The sequence below is a fragment of the Streptomyces hainanensis genome (genome assembly GCF_004348415.1).
Lineage (GTDB): Bacteria > Actinomycetota > Actinomycetes > Streptomycetales > Streptomycetaceae > Streptomyces > Streptomyces hainanensis.
Genome location: NZ_SMKI01000167.1, coordinates 1 through 14,925, shown reverse-complemented (window position 1 = coordinate 14,925; position 14,925 = coordinate 1). Strand labels below are relative to the sequence as shown.

At 72.1% G+C, this 14,925-nt stretch carries 15 protein-coding genes; 6 read left to right on the top strand and 9 right to left on the bottom strand.

Going from position 1 to position 14,925, the window contains the following annotated elements; genetic code table 11:
* Positions 1-52 precede the first annotated feature (52 nt).
* A complete protein-coding gene (locus tag E1283_RS17205; RefSeq protein WP_132818942.1) occupies positions 53-859 on the top strand; it encodes a calcium-binding protein in 807 nt (268 codons plus the stop codon).
* A 36-nt stretch (positions 860-895) separates the two neighbouring features.
* Here the strand turns inward: E1283_RS17205 and E1283_RS17200 are convergent, their stop codons facing one another.
* Complete coding sequence (locus E1283_RS17200) at positions 896-1,582, bottom strand: helix-turn-helix domain-containing protein (protein WP_243744898.1); 687 nt, start codon at positions 1,580-1,582, stop codon at positions 896-898.
* 63 nt (positions 1,583-1,645) lie between these two features.
* On the opposite strand from E1283_RS17200, the gene E1283_RS17195 reads away from it, so the two are divergent.
* The 3 genes from E1283_RS17195 to E1283_RS17185 all read left to right on the top strand — a co-directional run bounded on the left by E1283_RS17195 (position 1,646) and on the right by E1283_RS17185 (position 3,679).
* Positions 1,646-2,449, top strand: coding sequence for an NAD(P)H-binding protein (locus E1283_RS17195; protein ID WP_132818940.1), 804 nt, complete (start codon positions 1,646-1,648; stop codon positions 2,447-2,449).
* Between the two features lie 74 nt (positions 2,450-2,523).
* The gene (locus tag E1283_RS17190; protein ID WP_132818939.1) at positions 2,524-2,931 is read left to right on the top strand and encodes a peptidase inhibitor family I36 protein; all 408 of its coding nucleotides are present in this window, start codon (positions 2,524-2,526) and stop codon (positions 2,929-2,931) included.
* A gap of 97 nt (positions 2,932-3,028) precedes the next feature.
* Positions 3,029-3,679 (top strand): hypothetical protein, encoded by a 651-nt coding sequence (locus E1283_RS17185; RefSeq protein ID WP_132818938.1) that lies wholly within the window; start codon positions 3,029-3,031, stop codon positions 3,677-3,679.
* A gap of 54 nt (positions 3,680-3,733) precedes the next feature.
* Here the strand turns inward: E1283_RS17185 and E1283_RS17180 are convergent, their stop codons facing one another.
* Positions 3,734-3,895: a hypothetical protein gene (locus tag E1283_RS17180; protein WP_425086189.1), complete on the bottom strand. Its 162-nt coding sequence runs from the start codon at positions 3,893-3,895 to the stop codon at positions 3,734-3,736.
* A 399-nt stretch (positions 3,896-4,294) separates the two neighbouring features.
* On the opposite strand from E1283_RS17180, the gene E1283_RS17175 reads away from it, so the two are divergent.
* A complete protein-coding gene (locus E1283_RS17175) occupies positions 4,295-5,086 on the top strand; it encodes a carbonic anhydrase (protein WP_243744897.1) in 792 nt (263 codons plus the stop codon).
* Between the two features lie 67 nt (positions 5,087-5,153).
* On the opposite strand, the gene E1283_RS17170 is transcribed toward E1283_RS17175, so the two are convergent.
* Genes E1283_RS17170 through E1283_RS17160 form a run of 3 tightly spaced genes read right to left on the bottom strand, consistent with a single transcriptional unit; the run spans position 5,154 to position 8,328 of the window.
* Positions 5,154-6,008 carry a carbohydrate ABC transporter permease gene (locus E1283_RS17170; protein WP_132818936.1) on the bottom strand — a complete coding sequence of 285 codons (855 nt, stop codon included), beginning with the start codon at positions 6,006-6,008 and terminating at the stop codon, positions 5,154-5,156.
* On the bottom strand, positions 6,005-6,991 hold the full coding sequence (locus E1283_RS17165; protein WP_132818935.1) for a carbohydrate ABC transporter permease: 987 nt from the start codon (positions 6,989-6,991) through the stop codon (positions 6,005-6,007). Before E1283_RS17165 ends, E1283_RS17170 begins: the two co-directional genes overlap by 4 nt.
* Positions 6,988-8,328, bottom strand: a complete 1,341-nt coding sequence (locus E1283_RS17160) for an ABC transporter substrate-binding protein (RefSeq protein WP_132818934.1) — start codon at positions 8,326-8,328, stop codon at positions 6,988-6,990. The genes E1283_RS17165 and E1283_RS17160 overlap by 4 nt, the downstream gene beginning before the upstream one ends.
* 137 nt (positions 8,329-8,465) lie before the next feature.
* Here E1283_RS17160 and E1283_RS17155 point away from each other — a divergent pair, with 137 nt between their 5' ends.
* Positions 8,466-9,965 carry a glycoside hydrolase family 43 protein gene (locus tag E1283_RS17155; RefSeq protein WP_165956154.1) on the top strand — a complete coding sequence of 500 codons (1,500 nt, stop codon included), beginning with the start codon at positions 8,466-8,468 and terminating at the stop codon, positions 9,963-9,965.
* 118 nt (positions 9,966-10,083) lie between these two features.
* Here E1283_RS17155 and E1283_RS37350 read toward each other — a convergent pair whose 3' ends face one another.
* The 4 genes from E1283_RS37350 to E1283_RS17140 form a co-directional block, all read right to left on the bottom strand.
* On the bottom strand, positions 10,084-10,254 hold the full coding sequence (locus E1283_RS37350) for a hypothetical protein (protein ID WP_165956153.1): 171 nt from the start codon (positions 10,252-10,254) through the stop codon (positions 10,084-10,086).
* A 22-nt stretch (positions 10,255-10,276) separates the two neighbouring features.
* Positions 10,277-13,198, bottom strand: a complete 2,922-nt coding sequence (locus tag E1283_RS17150) for a leucine-rich repeat domain-containing protein (RefSeq protein WP_132818932.1) — start codon at positions 13,196-13,198, stop codon at positions 10,277-10,279.
* Positions 13,128-13,274, bottom strand: coding sequence for an NUDIX domain-containing protein (locus tag E1283_RS39875; RefSeq protein WP_207930431.1), 147 nt, complete (start codon positions 13,272-13,274; stop codon positions 13,128-13,130). The genes E1283_RS17150 and E1283_RS39875 overlap by 71 nt, the downstream gene beginning before the upstream one ends.
* 160 nt (positions 13,275-13,434) lie before the next feature.
* Positions 13,435-14,697, bottom strand: coding sequence for an esterase/lipase family protein (locus E1283_RS17140; RefSeq protein ID WP_132818931.1), 1,263 nt, complete (start codon positions 14,695-14,697; stop codon positions 13,435-13,437).
* Between the last annotated feature and the right edge of the window lie 228 nt (positions 14,698-14,925).

Here is a 14,925-nt window from a genome sequence, read left to right as displayed (position 1 = left end):
GGGGCAAAGTTGTTAAGTCCATGACAGCCTTCGTTCGCGGTGAGGACCCCCCATGTCTCTGTTACGGATCACCTCCGCAGGCGCCGCCACGGCCCTGGCCCTGCTGACCTCGGCCGTGGTGCACGGTCCGGCCGCCGCGGCCGGCGGCACCGACGGCGCCGCGGCCACGGTCGGCGCCGACTGGAGCCGCCAGTCGATCACGTTCCGCGCCGCCCCGGGGCAGGCCAACGACCTCCAGGTGATGGACATGCCGGGTGGCGGGGACGTGCGACGGATCGCGTTCAACGACGAGGTGCCGATCAGGGCCGGCGACCACTGCGTCCAACCCGACCCGAACGACGCGACCCGGGTGGTGTGCGAGCTGCCGGTGGACGGCCCACGGCCCGACACCATCAAGGTCCTGCTCGGCGACGGCGACGACATGGCGTTCACCGAGTCACCCGGCGTCTCCGTCGTCGACGGCGGCGCGGGGAACGACGAACTCCACGCGCACTCCGCCCACACCGTCGTCGGCGGGAGCGGCGACGACATGCTCATGGGCGGTGTCGTCATGCTCGGCGGCGACGGCATGGACCACCTGATGGGCGACGCCAGGAACCAGTACCTGTGGGGCGGCGCCGGGGACGACCACATCGAGGCGTCCGGCGGCGACGACATCGTGTACGCCGACTCCGGCGACGACCATGTCGCCGCGGGCGACGGCGACGACATCGTCTTCGGCGGCCGGGGCGACGACACCCTCCACGGCGAGGCGGGCGACGACCTCCTCTCCGGCGACTCCGGCGACGACATCCTCGTCGGCGGTCCCGGCACCGACCGCCTCTGGGGCGGACCGGGCAACGACGAGATCACCGAGTAGCCCCGACCGGGTGCCGGGGCCGGTGTGCCGTGGGCCTCAGGCGGCGCAGCGGGTCGCGGCGGGGCGCCGGCCCCCGGCGAACGCGGCCGGGGTGACGCCCATGAAGCGGCGGAACTCGGCCGTCATGTGCGACTGGTCGTAGTAGCCGGCCGTCGCGGCGATGTCCGACCACCGGCCGGGGCCGGCCGCGAGCACGGCGCGCACGCGGTCGATGCGGGCGAAGCGCTTGGGGGACAGGCCGGTGCCCTCGGTGAACAGGGTGCGCAGCCGGCGTTCGCTGAGGTGCAACCGGGCCGCGGCCGCCGCCACGGTGGTGCCGGCCAGGAGCCGCGCGGCCTCCTCGAGTCGCCCCGCGGGCTCAGGACGGTCCGTCAACGCCGTTTCGAGCGCGGCGATCGGGTCGGCGGCGAGCCGGTCGACGTCCAGGCCCGGCAGCGCGCGGAGCGGCAGGACCCGGTCGGCGAGGTCACGCGGCGGACGGCCGAGCAGGGCGCCGGCGCCGCCGGGCCGCATGCGGACCCGCACGCACGAGCGGCCGGGCGGTCCGAGGTGGTAGGCGGCTCGGGTGCGGGGGCCCATGACGACCAACTCACCGCTGTCGACGCGCAGGAGAAGCGTGGTGGCGTGATCGGGCACGTCGACCGCCGCCGAGGCCGCCGCCGTGGCGACGTCGATCCCGGCGACCCAGGGCAGCAGGGCGGGCGGCACGACGAGCGGGGTCACGCGGCCCACGATAGTGCCGAATCGTCCTATCCCCCGGGGCGGGAGCCCGGCCATCGTCGGGGCATGATCCTGGTCACCGGTGCCACCGGCACCATCGGTAGTCATGTCGCCCGCCTGCTCACCGAACGGGGTGTGCCGTTCCGGGCGATGTCCCGCCGCCGGCGGCCCGGCGGGGTGCGGGCCGACTTCGACGACCCGGCGTCGCTGGCCCGCGCGGTGGCCGACGTCGACGCGGTCTTCCTCGTCACCGTGCCCCCGGTGCCGTCCGCCGAGCACGACATCGCCCTGATCGCGGCCGCGCGGGCGGCCGGCGTCCGCAGGATCGTGAAGCTCTCCGCCATCGGCAGCGGCGAGCGGTTCGAAGGGACGACCGTCGGCGCGTGGCACGTCGCCGCCGAGGAGGCGATCGAGGCGAGCGGGCTCGGGTGGACGATGCTCCGCCCGCCGAGCTTCGCCTCGAACCTCCTGTGGCACCGGGCGCTGATCCGGGCCGGGGAGCCGGTCCCGAACCTGGCCGGCGACTCCCGGCAGGCCGTCGTCGACCCGAGGGACGTGGCCGCGGTGGCCGTCGCCGCCCTCACCGACGGAGCGCACGAGGGGCGGCGCTACGACCTGACGGGGCCGACGCCGCTCACGTTCGCCGACCAGGTGGCGATCCTGGGAGGCGTGTTGGGACGGCGGATCGGGATCGCCGACGTGGACGGACTCGACCGGCTGCCGGCCGGCGTGGCCACCGGCGTCAGATGGGCGCGCAGCGGCGCCGCGGCCTACGTCACCGACCACGTGCCGCGGGTACTCGGCCGGCCGGCGGGCACGTTCGAGCGGTGGGCGCGCGACCACCGGGAGGCGTTCACGGCACCGGGGTGACGTCGCGGGACTCCCCGGCGCGGCCGACTCCCGATAGCGTCGGGCACTTCGAGCCGATCAAGGAGTGTGAGTGGATGAGAAACCCGACGCGCGCCTCTCTTCTGCTGGTGGCGGCCGTGGCCGCCACGGTGTTGCCGGCCACCGCTGCGCAGGCGGCCGACGGATACGACCGGTGTCCTGACGGGTACTACTGCATGTTCTCGGGCCTCGACGGCACCGGCGACATGATCACGCTGAACGCGAGCACGCCGGACCTCGCGGCGCTCGGCATGGACGACCGGGCCCGCTCGGACTGGAACCGGACCACCTCGACGATCCACCTCTGGTCGGACGCGGGCTACACCGGCTGCACGGCCGTCACCTCCGCGGGACCGACGGGCAAGGGCAACTTCTTCTCCACCTACCGGGACTTCTTCAGCTCGGTGCAGATCGGCGGGCCAGGCGGCCCGAGTTGCGGCACCCCGCCCGGCGAAGGGCGCTGACCCGGCCCACGGCACCGCCACGAGTCGTCCGTGGCGGTGCCGTTGGCGTACCGTACGGGGCTTGCACCAGGATCAGGACGGCGATGTGAGGAACGAGATGAGACGCGCGAGGTCGACGGCGGTGCGCCGGGTCGGCGGCATGGGCGTGCTCGCCCTGGTGGCGGCACTCGCCATGACGGCCTGCTCGGACGAGTCCGAGGAGTCGACCGACACGGCTTCGGACTCCAGCGAGTCCTCGGCGTCGACCGAGGGGTCCGACGACTCGCCGGAGTCCGACGAGTCCCAGGAGGAGGGGTCCCGGGACGAGGGGTCCGGCGGCGGCCAGGCCACCGCCGGTGACGCCGTGGCCGTCTGGGTCACCGCGATCGTCGAGGACCAGCCCGTGGACGCCTGCCTCGCCATGGGAACCGTGGGCGACGACGGTACGGCCGTGGCCAACACCGCCGAGATGTGCGAGGGCGAAGGGCCCGAGGCCGAGCAGGCCCGGCAGGGGGTGAGCGCGCTCCGCGAGTCGTTCCTCCCCGAGAACCCGGGCGTGCCGCCCGTCGTGGCGGCGGCCGAGGGCACGGAGTCGGAGGGGACGACGACGTTCGGCGGGGATCAGATCACCGTGGACGGCCAGACGCTCCAGGACATCGTGGTGTCCAACTCCACCGGCGTGGAGGCCGGACAGATCGGCATCGAGGTCGAGACCGCCGAGATCGACGGGCTCTGGTACGTGACCGACATGGGCCTCTCCCTCGGCTGATCCCGGCCCGATCCCCGTGCCACCACGCGGCCCCGCCGGTGCGGTGGCACGGGGTCAGTCGCGGGGCCGGTCGAACACGGGGGTGGCGGCCGCCTCGTACGGCAGGCTGGCGATCGCCTCGGCGTAGCCCCGCTCCAGCTCCTGCCGTTGGCGCGCGGTGCCCGGGCCCGCGGGGCGTGCGGCCAGCCGGGCCAGCCGTCCAGGAACGACACCCACCACAACAGGACGGGCGCGAGGGTGCCGTCGCGCGCGTGCCCGCGGTACGCCTTCACGCGCGGGGCGTCCGGTGCCGAGAGCGGGCCCGGTCGGCGGTCCGGTACGGCCAGGACGAGACCGTGCCCCGGCAGTGGTTCCCTCCTCGCCCGGGTCATGGGGCCAGTGTCCCGCACGACCGAAGTCGGCGCCCCCTGGGCGCTGTTCGTCCCTCTCTGGCGTAGGTCCGCTCGGCCACCCTCGCGTCTTGCACGAATACTTACCTGATTTTGATCATTCTTGATCATTTCTTTCCTGTGTGCTGGTGGGTCGGGTCGAAGGCTGAGGGCGGCACCGTCCGGTGCCTCGTCAACTCCTCCCTGAGGTGCGCCCACCATGTCCTCTCGCGTCATACGCGCGCGTATGTCCGCCCTTGCCGGAGTCGCCACCCTGGCGGTCGTCACGGCCACCCTGACCAGCGCCGCCTCCCCGAGCGCCGAGGCCGACCAGCAGACCGAGAAGCGGGAGTCCGTCCACTGGAGCTACCACGGCCGGACGGGCCCGGACCGCTGGGCGACGCTCTCGGAGGACTTCGCGGCCTGCGGTGAGGGTCGGGAACAGTCGCCCGTCGACCTCCCGACGGACGCCGCGATCGGCGCGTCGAGCGACGCGGCCATCACCATCGACTACCGGCCCGTGACCGCGGACCTGGTGAACAACGGCCACACCGTGCAGGCCAACGTGTCGCCCGGCAGCCGGATCGTCGTCGACGGAACCCCTTACGAGCTCCAGCAGTTCCACTTCCACCTCCCGAGCGAGCACACGGAGGACGGCGAACACACCGCGATGGAGATGCACTTCGTCCACGCGGACGCGGCCGGCGACCTCGCCGTCGTCGGGGTCCTCATGGAGCGGGAGGCGGGGGAGTCCGCCTTCACCGACCTCTGGCCGAACCTGCCGACCGAGGAGGGCGGGGAGGCGGCGATCGACGAGGCGTTCGACCTCACCGAGTTCCTGCCGGAAGGCCGCGACCAGTACCGGTACGACGGTTCGCTGACCACCCCGCCCTGCACCGAGGGCGTGCGGTGGATCGTGCTCGACGACCCGGTGTCCGTCACCCCGGGCCAGGTCACCGCGTACCGGCACATCTTCCACAAGAGCAACCGGCCGACCCAGCCGCTCAACGACCGCGTCCTGACCTTCGTCGAGGACTGACGACGACGGGCGCCGTGGCCCGCGCGCCGTGGCCCACGCCCCGGCGGCGTGGGCCACGGCGGCCCGGTCAGCCCTTGAGCCCGCCGGCGAGCAGGTCGGCGCGCCAGAACCGCTGCAGCGCCAGGAGCAGGGCGATCAGCGGCAGGATCGAGAGGGCCGAGCCCACGATGATCAGCGGGTAGAGATCCGTGTCGCCCGCGCCCTTGGCCAGGAACGAGTAGAGGCCCAGCGTCATCGGGTACTTGTCCTGGTCGGAGAGCATGATGAACGGGAGCAGGAAGTTGTTCCAGATCCCGACGAACTGCAGCAGGAACACGGTGACCAGGCCCTGCGTCATCATCGGCAGCACGATGGTGGCGAAGATCCGCACCTCCCCGCTGCCGTCCACCCGCGCCGCCTCCAGCGTCTCGGTCGGCACCGCCGCCTGCGCGAACACCCGGCAGAGGAAGATCCCGAACGGGTTGATCACGGTGGGCAGCAGAACCGACCAGTAGGTGCCGGCCAACCCCACTTCGGCCAGCAGCAGGTACTGCGGGATGGCCAGCACGATCCCCGGCACCAGGACCCCGGCCAGGATGAAGCCGAACAGCACCTCACGGCCCCGGAAGGCGAACTTCGCCAGGCCGTAGCCCGCCATCGCCGAGACCAGCGTCGACGCCAGCGCGCCACCGCCCGCGTAGATCAGGGAGTTGACGCCCCAGCGCCAGAACTGCCCGTCGCCGTAGGTGCTGAGCGTGCTGACGTTGTCCCACAGACCGGTGCCGGGCGCGAAGGTGAAGCTGGTGAACAGCTCGCGCGGCGACTTGGAGGACGCGACGAGGACCCACACCACCGGCACCAGGCAGTACACCGCGCCGGCCAGCAGCACCAGCGTCGCGACCGGTGCCGTCCGTGTCCTGGCTCCCGGGGCGACGCCGCTCACGCGTCACCGCCGAAGGTGCGCCGCTGGAAGAAGCGGAGGACGACGAGGGAGACGAGCAGCGTGCCGACGGCCAGGACGACCGAGGCCGCGGCGGCCCCGCCCAGGTTGTCGTTCATGAACGCCTCCTGGTAGATCTTCATCAGCGGCACCCAGGTCGAGGAGATGGTGGTGGTGATCGGCCGCAGCGTCGCCGGCTCGCTGTAGAGCTGGATGGTGCCGATGATCGAGAACAGGCCGGTCAGGACGAGCGCCGGGGCTACCAGCGGCACCTTGATGCGCAGGGCGATGGTCCGTTCCGAGGCGCCGTCGATCCGGGCGGCCTCGTAGATCTCCGACGGGATCGACCGCAGCGACGTGTAGATGATGATCATGTTGAACCCGACGCCCGACCACAGCGCGATGTTGGCCAGCGAGAAGTAGAGGGTCGGGTAGGAGAGCATGTCGAGCGGGCCGCCGCCGAGTTCCCTGGCGAGATGGCTCACCGGGCTGGTGCTCGGCAGGTAGAGGAAGCCCCACAGCAGGCTGGCGATCACCCCGGGCACCGCGTAGGGCAGGAAGATCGCCGTCCTGGCGAAGCCCGCGAAGCGGACCCGGGGCGTGTCCAGCAGCAACGCGAAGAGCAGGGCGAGGCCGAGCACGCACGGCACGGCGATCAGGCCGTAGCCGAGGAGCCGCCCGAACCCCGCCAGGAACTCCGCGTCGGTGAAGACGGCCGTGTAGTTGTCGAGGCCGATGAACCCCTCGACCCGACGGCCGTAGGCCCCGGAGCCCTCGACCCGCAGACCGCGGAAGCTCAGGTACAGCGCGTAGCCGATGGGCACCAGCAGGAACGCCACGAAGAAGGCCACGGCCGGGGCGACGAAGAACCAGGGGACGAGCCGGCGCCTGGCCCGGCGCGCCCGGCGCGGCGGCGCCGGGTCCCGCCGGGCGCCGCCCACCGAACGGGTGCCCGGCGGAAGGGCGGTGGCCTGGTCGGTGGTCATCGCCGCACCGGGTAACCGGAGTTGGCCAGGTCCTCGACGACGGTCTCCTGGGTGGCCGTGTAGACGTCGCGGAAGGGGGTGCCGTCGAGCGCCGCCTGGTTGAGCGCGTCGCTGAACGCGCCCTGCGCCACGTTCACGTTGGGACCCCAGGTCATCGGGATCGTGGTGTCCTGGATGACCTGGTCGGCCATCGCGTAGAAGTCCGTCTGCTCGGGCATCAGCCGCGGCGGGTCGCTTTCGAGGGTGGCCGCGCGCCCGCCGTTGCCGCCGGGGTAGAGGTCCAGGTCGAGGAGCAGCTCGGAGCCCTCGTCGGAGGCGCCCAGCCAGGCGGCGAACTCCGCGGCCTCCTCGGCGTGTTCCGACTTCTCGGGGACCAGGTAGGTGGACCCGCCCTGGAACGGTACGGCCGGGTCGCCCGCCGTCCACTGCGGCAGCGGCGCGGCGGCCCACTGCCCGGCGGTGTCCGGGGCCACGGAGTAGAGCACGCTCGGCGCCCAGGCGGCGGCCGCCCAGCTGAGGATCCGGCCGTCGTTGATCTTGGCGTTCCACTCGGGTGTGAGCAGCGGCTCGACGGAGACCAGGTCGCGGTCGACGAGGTCCTGCCAGAAGTCCGCCGTCCGCAGCGACGCCTCGTCGGCGATGCCCACCGTCCAGCCCTCGTCGTCGGCGCTCCACCAGCGGGAGCCGGCCTGGGCGGCCTGCGCGGCGAAGAACTCGAACTGGCTGGCCGAGAAGCTGGCGATGTAGACGTCGGGGTCCTGGGCGTGGATGGTCTCGGCGGCCGCCGCGTACTCCTCCCAGGTCGTCGGCACCTCGACCCCGTACCGCTCGAAGAGGTCGGCCCGGTAGGTGAACATCATGGGGCCGATGTCCTGTGGCACGCCGTAGACGCGGTCGTCGACGCTGTTGAGTGCCCAGACGTTCTCGTCGACGTTCTCCCGCGCGTCGGCCACGTCGTCGGTGATGTCCCGGACCACGCCGGAGACGACGAGGGACGGCAGCGCCCGGTACTCGACCTGCACGATGTCCGGCACGTCGTCGGCCCGGTCGGCGGCGAGGAGCTTGGACGAGGTCTCCGCCGTGCCGCCGACCTCGGAGAGCCGGATGGTGACGCCCGGGTGCTCCTCCTCGTACCGGTCGATGATCGCCTGGGCGGCCGGATCGGCGCCCTTGAGGCTGTAGGTCCAGAACTCCAGCGTGACGGGCCCGTCCGCCTCGTCGGAACCGGCGCCGCACCCCGCGAGGACGGTGGTGGCGCCACCCACGGCTATGGCCGTCAGCGCGCGGGCGAGGCGAAATCGGCCTGCGGCGCTACGAGTTCGCGGTGGCGTGGTCATGCACATCTCCTTTGACGCACAGGGGAAGCGTCCCGCTTGTCCCTGTCTGAGGTTGCCTTATGCTCATGGCAACGTTGTCATTCGTCAAGTGGTCCGCCCCACACGCCCCACACGCCCCCACACACCAAGGAGCCGATGTGTCCGCTGCCGAGATACGTCCCGTCGTCGCGGGCTGTCACCCGGACCCGTCGATCTGCCGCGTCGGCGCCGACTACTACCTGGTCACCTCGTCGTTCACGTACTTTCCCGGGCTTCCCGTGCACCGCAGCCGGGACCTCGTGCGGTGGGAGCGCGTCGGGCACGTGCTCGCCGATCCGGCGCACGTCGACCTGGCCGGGCTCGACGTCTCCGACGGCGTCTGGGCGCCCACCATCCGGCACCACGACGGGCTCTTCCACGTCGTCTACACGGTCGCCGAACACCGCAGGGGCCGCGCGACCTTCGTCAGCACCGCCACCGACCCGGCCGGGCCGTGGTCGCCGCCGGTCGACCTGGGGGCCGACGGCATCGACCCGTCGCTGTTCTTCGACGCCGACGGCCGCGCCTGGTTCACCGCCGCCCGGGACGCGCTCTCCGCCGACGCCACCGGGCCCGCCGAGATCTACCTCCGCGAGTTCGACCACCGCGCGCTCCGCCTCGTGGGCCCGAGCAGCGTGCTCTGGCACGGCGCGGTCGCCGGTGCCTGGGCCGAGGCCCCGCACCTCTACCGGCGGGGCGACGTCTACCACCTGCTGGCCGCCGAGGGCGGCACCGAGCGCAACCACGCCGTGACCGCCGCCACCGCGCACTCGCCCACCGGCCCCTACACCACCGACCCGCGCAGCCCCCTCCTGACCCACCGCCACCTGGGGGCGGGCGCGGCCGTGCAGAACGTCGGCCACGCCGACCTGGTCGACACGCCCGAAGGGGACACCTGGGCCGTGGTGTTGGGGGTCCGCCCGCTGGACGGCGGGCACACGCTGGGCCGGGAGGTCTTCCTGGTGCCGGTCTCCTGGGCGCCGGAGGGACCCGTGTTCGCGCCCGGCACCGGCACGCTCGCCGACCCGGACGGCCTGGCCGGGCACCGGCCGCCGGACGACGACGCCCCCGCCGACTGGGTCGGCCTCCGTGGACCCGCCGCCCACCGGTGGGACGGCGCGGACCTGGCGCTGGCCCCCGCACCGGACGAACTCGCCTCCCTCGGCCGCCCCGCGTTCCTCGGCCGCCGACAGGACCGGCACCACTGCGCGTTCGCCGCGACGGTCCCGGCCCCGGCCCCGGACTCGGCGGACGGCCACGTCGGTCTTGTCGCGTTCCAGCACCAGGACCGCCACGTCGCCCAGCGGGTGCGGCGCGCCCCCGGCGGCGACGTCGTCGTCGAGACCGTCCTGAGGTCGGGCGGCGCCCACACGGTCCTGGCCCGTCGTCCAGGCACCGATCGCCAGCGGTTGGAGATCCGCTCCGACGGGCGCCACTACTCCTTCGGCACGGTGACCGACGGCGTCCTCGACGTCCACGCCACCGTCGACGCGCGGCTGTTGAGCACCGAGGACGCCGGCGGCTTCGTCGGCGTGCTCCTCGGCGTCGCCCACCAGGGCCCGGCCGAGGCGCCGTGGGCCGCCGTCGAGGACGTGACGTACGCGGGCCGATACGCGTAGCGCTCCGACCGGGAAGGCGAGCATGGGGTATCGCCGAGACAAGCCCAAAGGGGGCCAGGGGATGCCGCCCGCCCTACGGCGCCACGCAGTCGCTTGGTGCCGCAGCGAGCCGGGCCACCTACTCCTGGCGGGCGTACGGCCGAGTGCTGCCGGCCGCTTCCCGCTCCGGACCGAAGGGTGGGTGCTTCCCGCGGCTGGTGCCGTGCACGTCGTCGAACTCGCGCAGCGCCCATGCGGAGTTGGGCGCGTCGTGCCGCGCCCACCGGTTCAGCGGGTCGGGCCAGCGCAATAACGATCGTCAACCGACAAGGTCAGTAGAAGGCGATCCCGATGCCCGCGCCGTTGACCCAGTCCCAGAACGACTCGTGCCCGCCGACCTGGTCCCCGTCCTTGAACGACCAGCACGCGACGGTCGGATACCCGGCATCGTCCAGGACGTCGAGGTCGAACAGGAACGCTTGGTAGTCGTTCCCGCCGACGCCGTCGACGAACCGGTCGGGTGGAAGCCCGTTGAGCCGGTCAGTGGCCTCATCCAGGCGGCCGTCGAAACGATCGAGCATGTTGCGGTCGAACCCCGGGTGGAGCCGACCGAAACAGGCGTGGGCGGACCAGAAGTCCCGGACCGGGCGCGGTACGGGGCCGGCGAGGACCGGCAATTCGGTGGCGCGATCCACCGTCCGCGGTGCGGCGCCGAGGACGATATCCGGGTACGAGTCGTGGCCCGGGTCGGCGAGCTGTTCGAGCGTGATCAGTTCACCGATGGGGCCTGGGTCGTTGTCGTCGCGTCGCCAGGCAAGGTAGGCCAGGACCGCCCGACCGTCTGGATCGGTGAGCAGGGCCAGGGCCAAGGTGCGGTCCCGGATGGTGGCGGTGAGGTTCGGCGCGTGATCGGCGACCAGCGCCCAGACCCGGTCCAGTGCGGCCGACCATCCGGCGTCCGGCTCGATGCCCCACGGGTTGGCGGCGAACGACCGGTCGCCGACGCCGTCGCGGAAGAACAGACCGGAGACGGTGTAGGCAACGTGCTCGCGATACCGGATGACCTCCTGGATCGCCTCCGGGTCGCGGGTGGCGAGCAGGGCGGCCAGCATGTCCCACCGTTCGTGGAAATCCGAGCTGTTCCGGAATCCAACGAGCAGGGCGGCGGTATCGACGTCCGACGCCGCGGTGGCGAACGGCTTGCCGGTCGGGCCGGACGGTTCGACATGGTGCTCGAACGTCACGTGCGGGAGGCGTTCTGGCAGGTCTCCAAGCTCGGCAGCCTCGCACCGGTTGAGGTTGACGAAGTGAAGGGCGGGCATCGTGGCGGTCGCGGCGAGGTCCCGCACAGGGCAGCCGCCCAGGCCCAGCACCTGGAGCAGTGGCATGCCGGCCAGCGGTGACACGTCCACCACCTGGGTGCCGTCCAGCCGGAGTATGCGAAGCCCGCCGAGGCGTGCGAGCGGTGTGATGTCGGCGATCGGCGCTGTGATCGACAGGTCGGTGAGTCCTTTCGCGTCGGCTATCGCGTTGACGAGCGCGGTGACGTCGAGCGGGACCGATGACTCGATGGACAGCCAGCGCAACCGGCGCAGGCCGGACAGCGGGCTGAAGTCGCTGGTGGCACGCAGGCGCAGGCGCAGCCCGTCGACGGCGTCGAGCGCGTCCTGCGGAATCGGGCCGCCGGTGATTCCGGTGGCCGAGCGGAGGGCAAGCTCGACCCGGCGTTCCGCCGGCTCGCCGAGGTCCGTCCGGGGTGCTCGCGCGTACCGGTAGCGGGACGGGTCGCCGGACACCCGCGCGTCGGCTTCGGCGACGATCGTGGCCGGTGTGTCGGTGAGGTCGTTGCCGTACACGTCGAGCGTGGTGAGCCCGGTCAGTTCGCTGATCGAGGGGGGAAGGCCGGTGAGCCGATTGTTGGCCAGGTTGAGTTCGGTGAGCGCGGTGAGCCGACCGATGGATTCCGGCAGTGACGTCAGGTGGTTGCCGCCCAGCCCGAGCCTGGTCAGCGCGGTGAGCCCGCTGACGCGCTCCGGGAGGCGGGCAAGCTGGTTGCCGGATAGCTGGAGGTCGGTGAGAGCGCTGAGGTCGCCGATGCTCTCGGGGAGTGCCGTGAGCGCGTTGCCGGACGCCGGAAGGGTGTTCAGGGCGGTGAGGCCGCCGATGCTGTCCGGCAGTACGGTCAGCCGGTTGTCGGTCAGGTAGAAAGTTTCCAACCGGTGCAGCCGGCCGATCGAGACCGGGAGCGCGGTGAGCGCGTTGTGGTCCAGAGTGAGGCAGACCAGGTTGGTGAGGCCGCCGATACTGTCCGGCAGTGCGCTGAGCCGGTTGTGCCGCAGGCTGAGGTACTCCAGCCGGTGTAGCCGGCCGATCGAGACCGGGAGCGCGGTGAGCTGGTTTTCCTCGAGCCAGAGGTAGGTGAGTGCGGTCAACCGGTCAAGCGAGTCCGGTAGCTCCGCGATGCCGTTCGAGTCGAGGCCGAGATTGTTCAGCGCGGTGAGGTCGCCGATCCACTCCGGGAGCGCGGTGAGCCCGCAGTAGCTCAGGTGCAGGTCGGTCATCGCGGTGAGGCCGGCCACCCACCCGGGCAGGACGCCGATCGTGTTGAAGCTCAGGCCGAGCCGCTCCAGGCGGGTCAGGTTCGCCAGTGCGGCCGGCAGCTCGGTCAGCTGATTGCTGCTGGCGTCGAGCCGGACCAGACGGGTGAGGCCGCCCAACCATTCGGGCAGCGCCGTGAACCGGTTACTTCCGAGATCGAGATCGGTCAGGTCGGCCAGCCCCGCGACCGAGGGCGGCAGCGAGTCGAGATGGTAGTTGTCGTTGAGGTTGAGCCGGGTGAGACCGGTCAACCCGCCGATCGTGTCCGGCAACGCCTGCAGCCGATTGGATGCCAGGTCGAGGTCGGTGACACCGGCCATGGCATCGAGGGTGTCCGGCAGTTCGGTCAGGTGGTTGTGTGACAGGTCGACCGTGGTCAGGTCGGTGCGGCCGAGCAACGACGCGGGAAGCGCGGTGAGGCCGAGCCCGCGGAGACTCACCGATGTCTGCCCGCTCCGTACCGCCTCGGCGATGCGCGCTGCGGCCTGCTCCTGTGCCACTGCGTTGATGGTCATGATGGCCCCCGTGCATCGGATGTCGTCCGTCCCGGCAGTCACGAGTCGACAACATGATCGAATCGGGCAATTATTGCCGATGCGGTGTCCCGGCGAGTGACGCCGGACCTGTCTCGGGAACCAGGACGAACTCGATGTCACCGTCCAGGCCCGCCTCCTCGGCAGCCTCGCGCCGGGCGGCCTGCACGGGAGACTCAGCGGCCCCGCCGCCGGCCACACCCTGCCAACGCCCTTGTCCCTGCCCGAGGGTCTCGGCGATACCCCGGCATCTCCGGTGAGACGTCGACGCCACGCGCCTCGGCCCCGCGTCGCACCGCCTGGACCCCCGGGGCGGGCGGGCTCGCGTTGGTTCGGCCCGCCCACCCCGGCTGTGGGGGTCACCCGTTGGCGACGATCTCGTTCACGATCCACGCGCCGAGTTCTTCGGTCATGGTGGTGTGTCCTTCGTTGCGGCTGGCGCACAGGAAGGCGTCGAGTTCGCTGGCGTCCGGTTGGATCGGCGCGTAGAGCGCCTTCGGGTCGTCGATGTCACCGGCGGCGACGGCGCTGATGCTGGGGATGAAGCAGGAGGTGCGGATGCCGCCCTCGTCCACGGTGTTGCGGAGAAGGCGCATGAGGAGGCCCGCCAGGCCGAAGCTGCCGGGGTCGCCGCCGTCCGGCAGCGGCAAGGTGAACACGCCGCCGGGAGCGCCGTCGATCTCGGGCAGCGCGCTGGTGCGGACCTGGATCGGCTCCGTGCCGCTCCTCTGTAGGCGGGCGACGACCTGCTCGCCCTGGGACTGAGTCCTGAGCCAGGTGTCCCGCAGCGTTTCGCCGTCGCCCCTGACCGCGGTCACGTCGGCCGCGACACCGTTGCCGGTGCCGGTGTCCACGCCGTTGGCGACCCCGATCCTGCGGACGTTCCGAGCCCATCCCCCGAGCTCGTCGAGCTCCCTGAGGAACGCCACCCGCTCCGGTGCCGGCGCCGGGGTGTCGTCGACCTTCGCGAGGTACCAGCGCGCCAGCTCCTTCGCGGCGGGGCTGTTGAGCAGGCCGGAGAACAGGCGGAGGGAGTCCCCCACGACGGGGTCCTCGCTCCAGTTGTCCGTCGCGAAGTGGATGAAGGCCTGGAGGGAGACGGGGAGCCATCCGCCGTGGTGGGGAGAGTCGTAGGAGAGGTGGAGGGACGTCTCGTGGTCGGGAAGGCCGGGGTCCTGCTCCATCTTGGCCAGCGCGTAGCGGGTGACCACGCCGCCCATGCTGAAGCCGCCGACGACCAGCTTCGCATGGCCCACCCGCTCGGCGAGGGCGCGGCGGACGCAGTCGATGGCGGTGTCGGCGTTGTCCTTGATCGACGCCGTCCGGTCGGTGTAGCCGAGGATGATCACGTCCCGGCCGGTCGCGTGGAGTTCGGAGACGAAGCGGAAGTCGCCGTTCTCCTCCAGGCCTTGCCAGAGCCGGTCGAGGTCGCTCGCGCCGCTGGAGAAGCCGTCGGAGAGGATGACGGGCCTGACGAGCTGCCGACGGTTCAGCGGGCTGTAGTAGACCCAGGCGGTTCCGCCGGCGAGGGACCACTCGTCATGCGGCTCCGGTGCGGGGGGCGTCGCGGAGCGGGGCTCGGGGGAGACCGGGCCCCAGATGTCAACGACGGGGGTGGGCATGATCGGTTGACTCCTTGGGTGGTTCGCGGGTTCGCCGAACGGCTCACCTCGGACGGCACCTTAGGGAGCCGAACGTCGTCACCAGGGGCAGCGGGCGCGTGGGTTCACACGAAGGTGGCTACCTTCGCCCCGGAAGGTGTACGTGCCCGCGAGCTCGGGCACCCGGCGCCGGCCGCCGGCCGGCATCAGGTCGGTCGCGTCGGCGCGGGACAGCGACGTGTCCCGGCG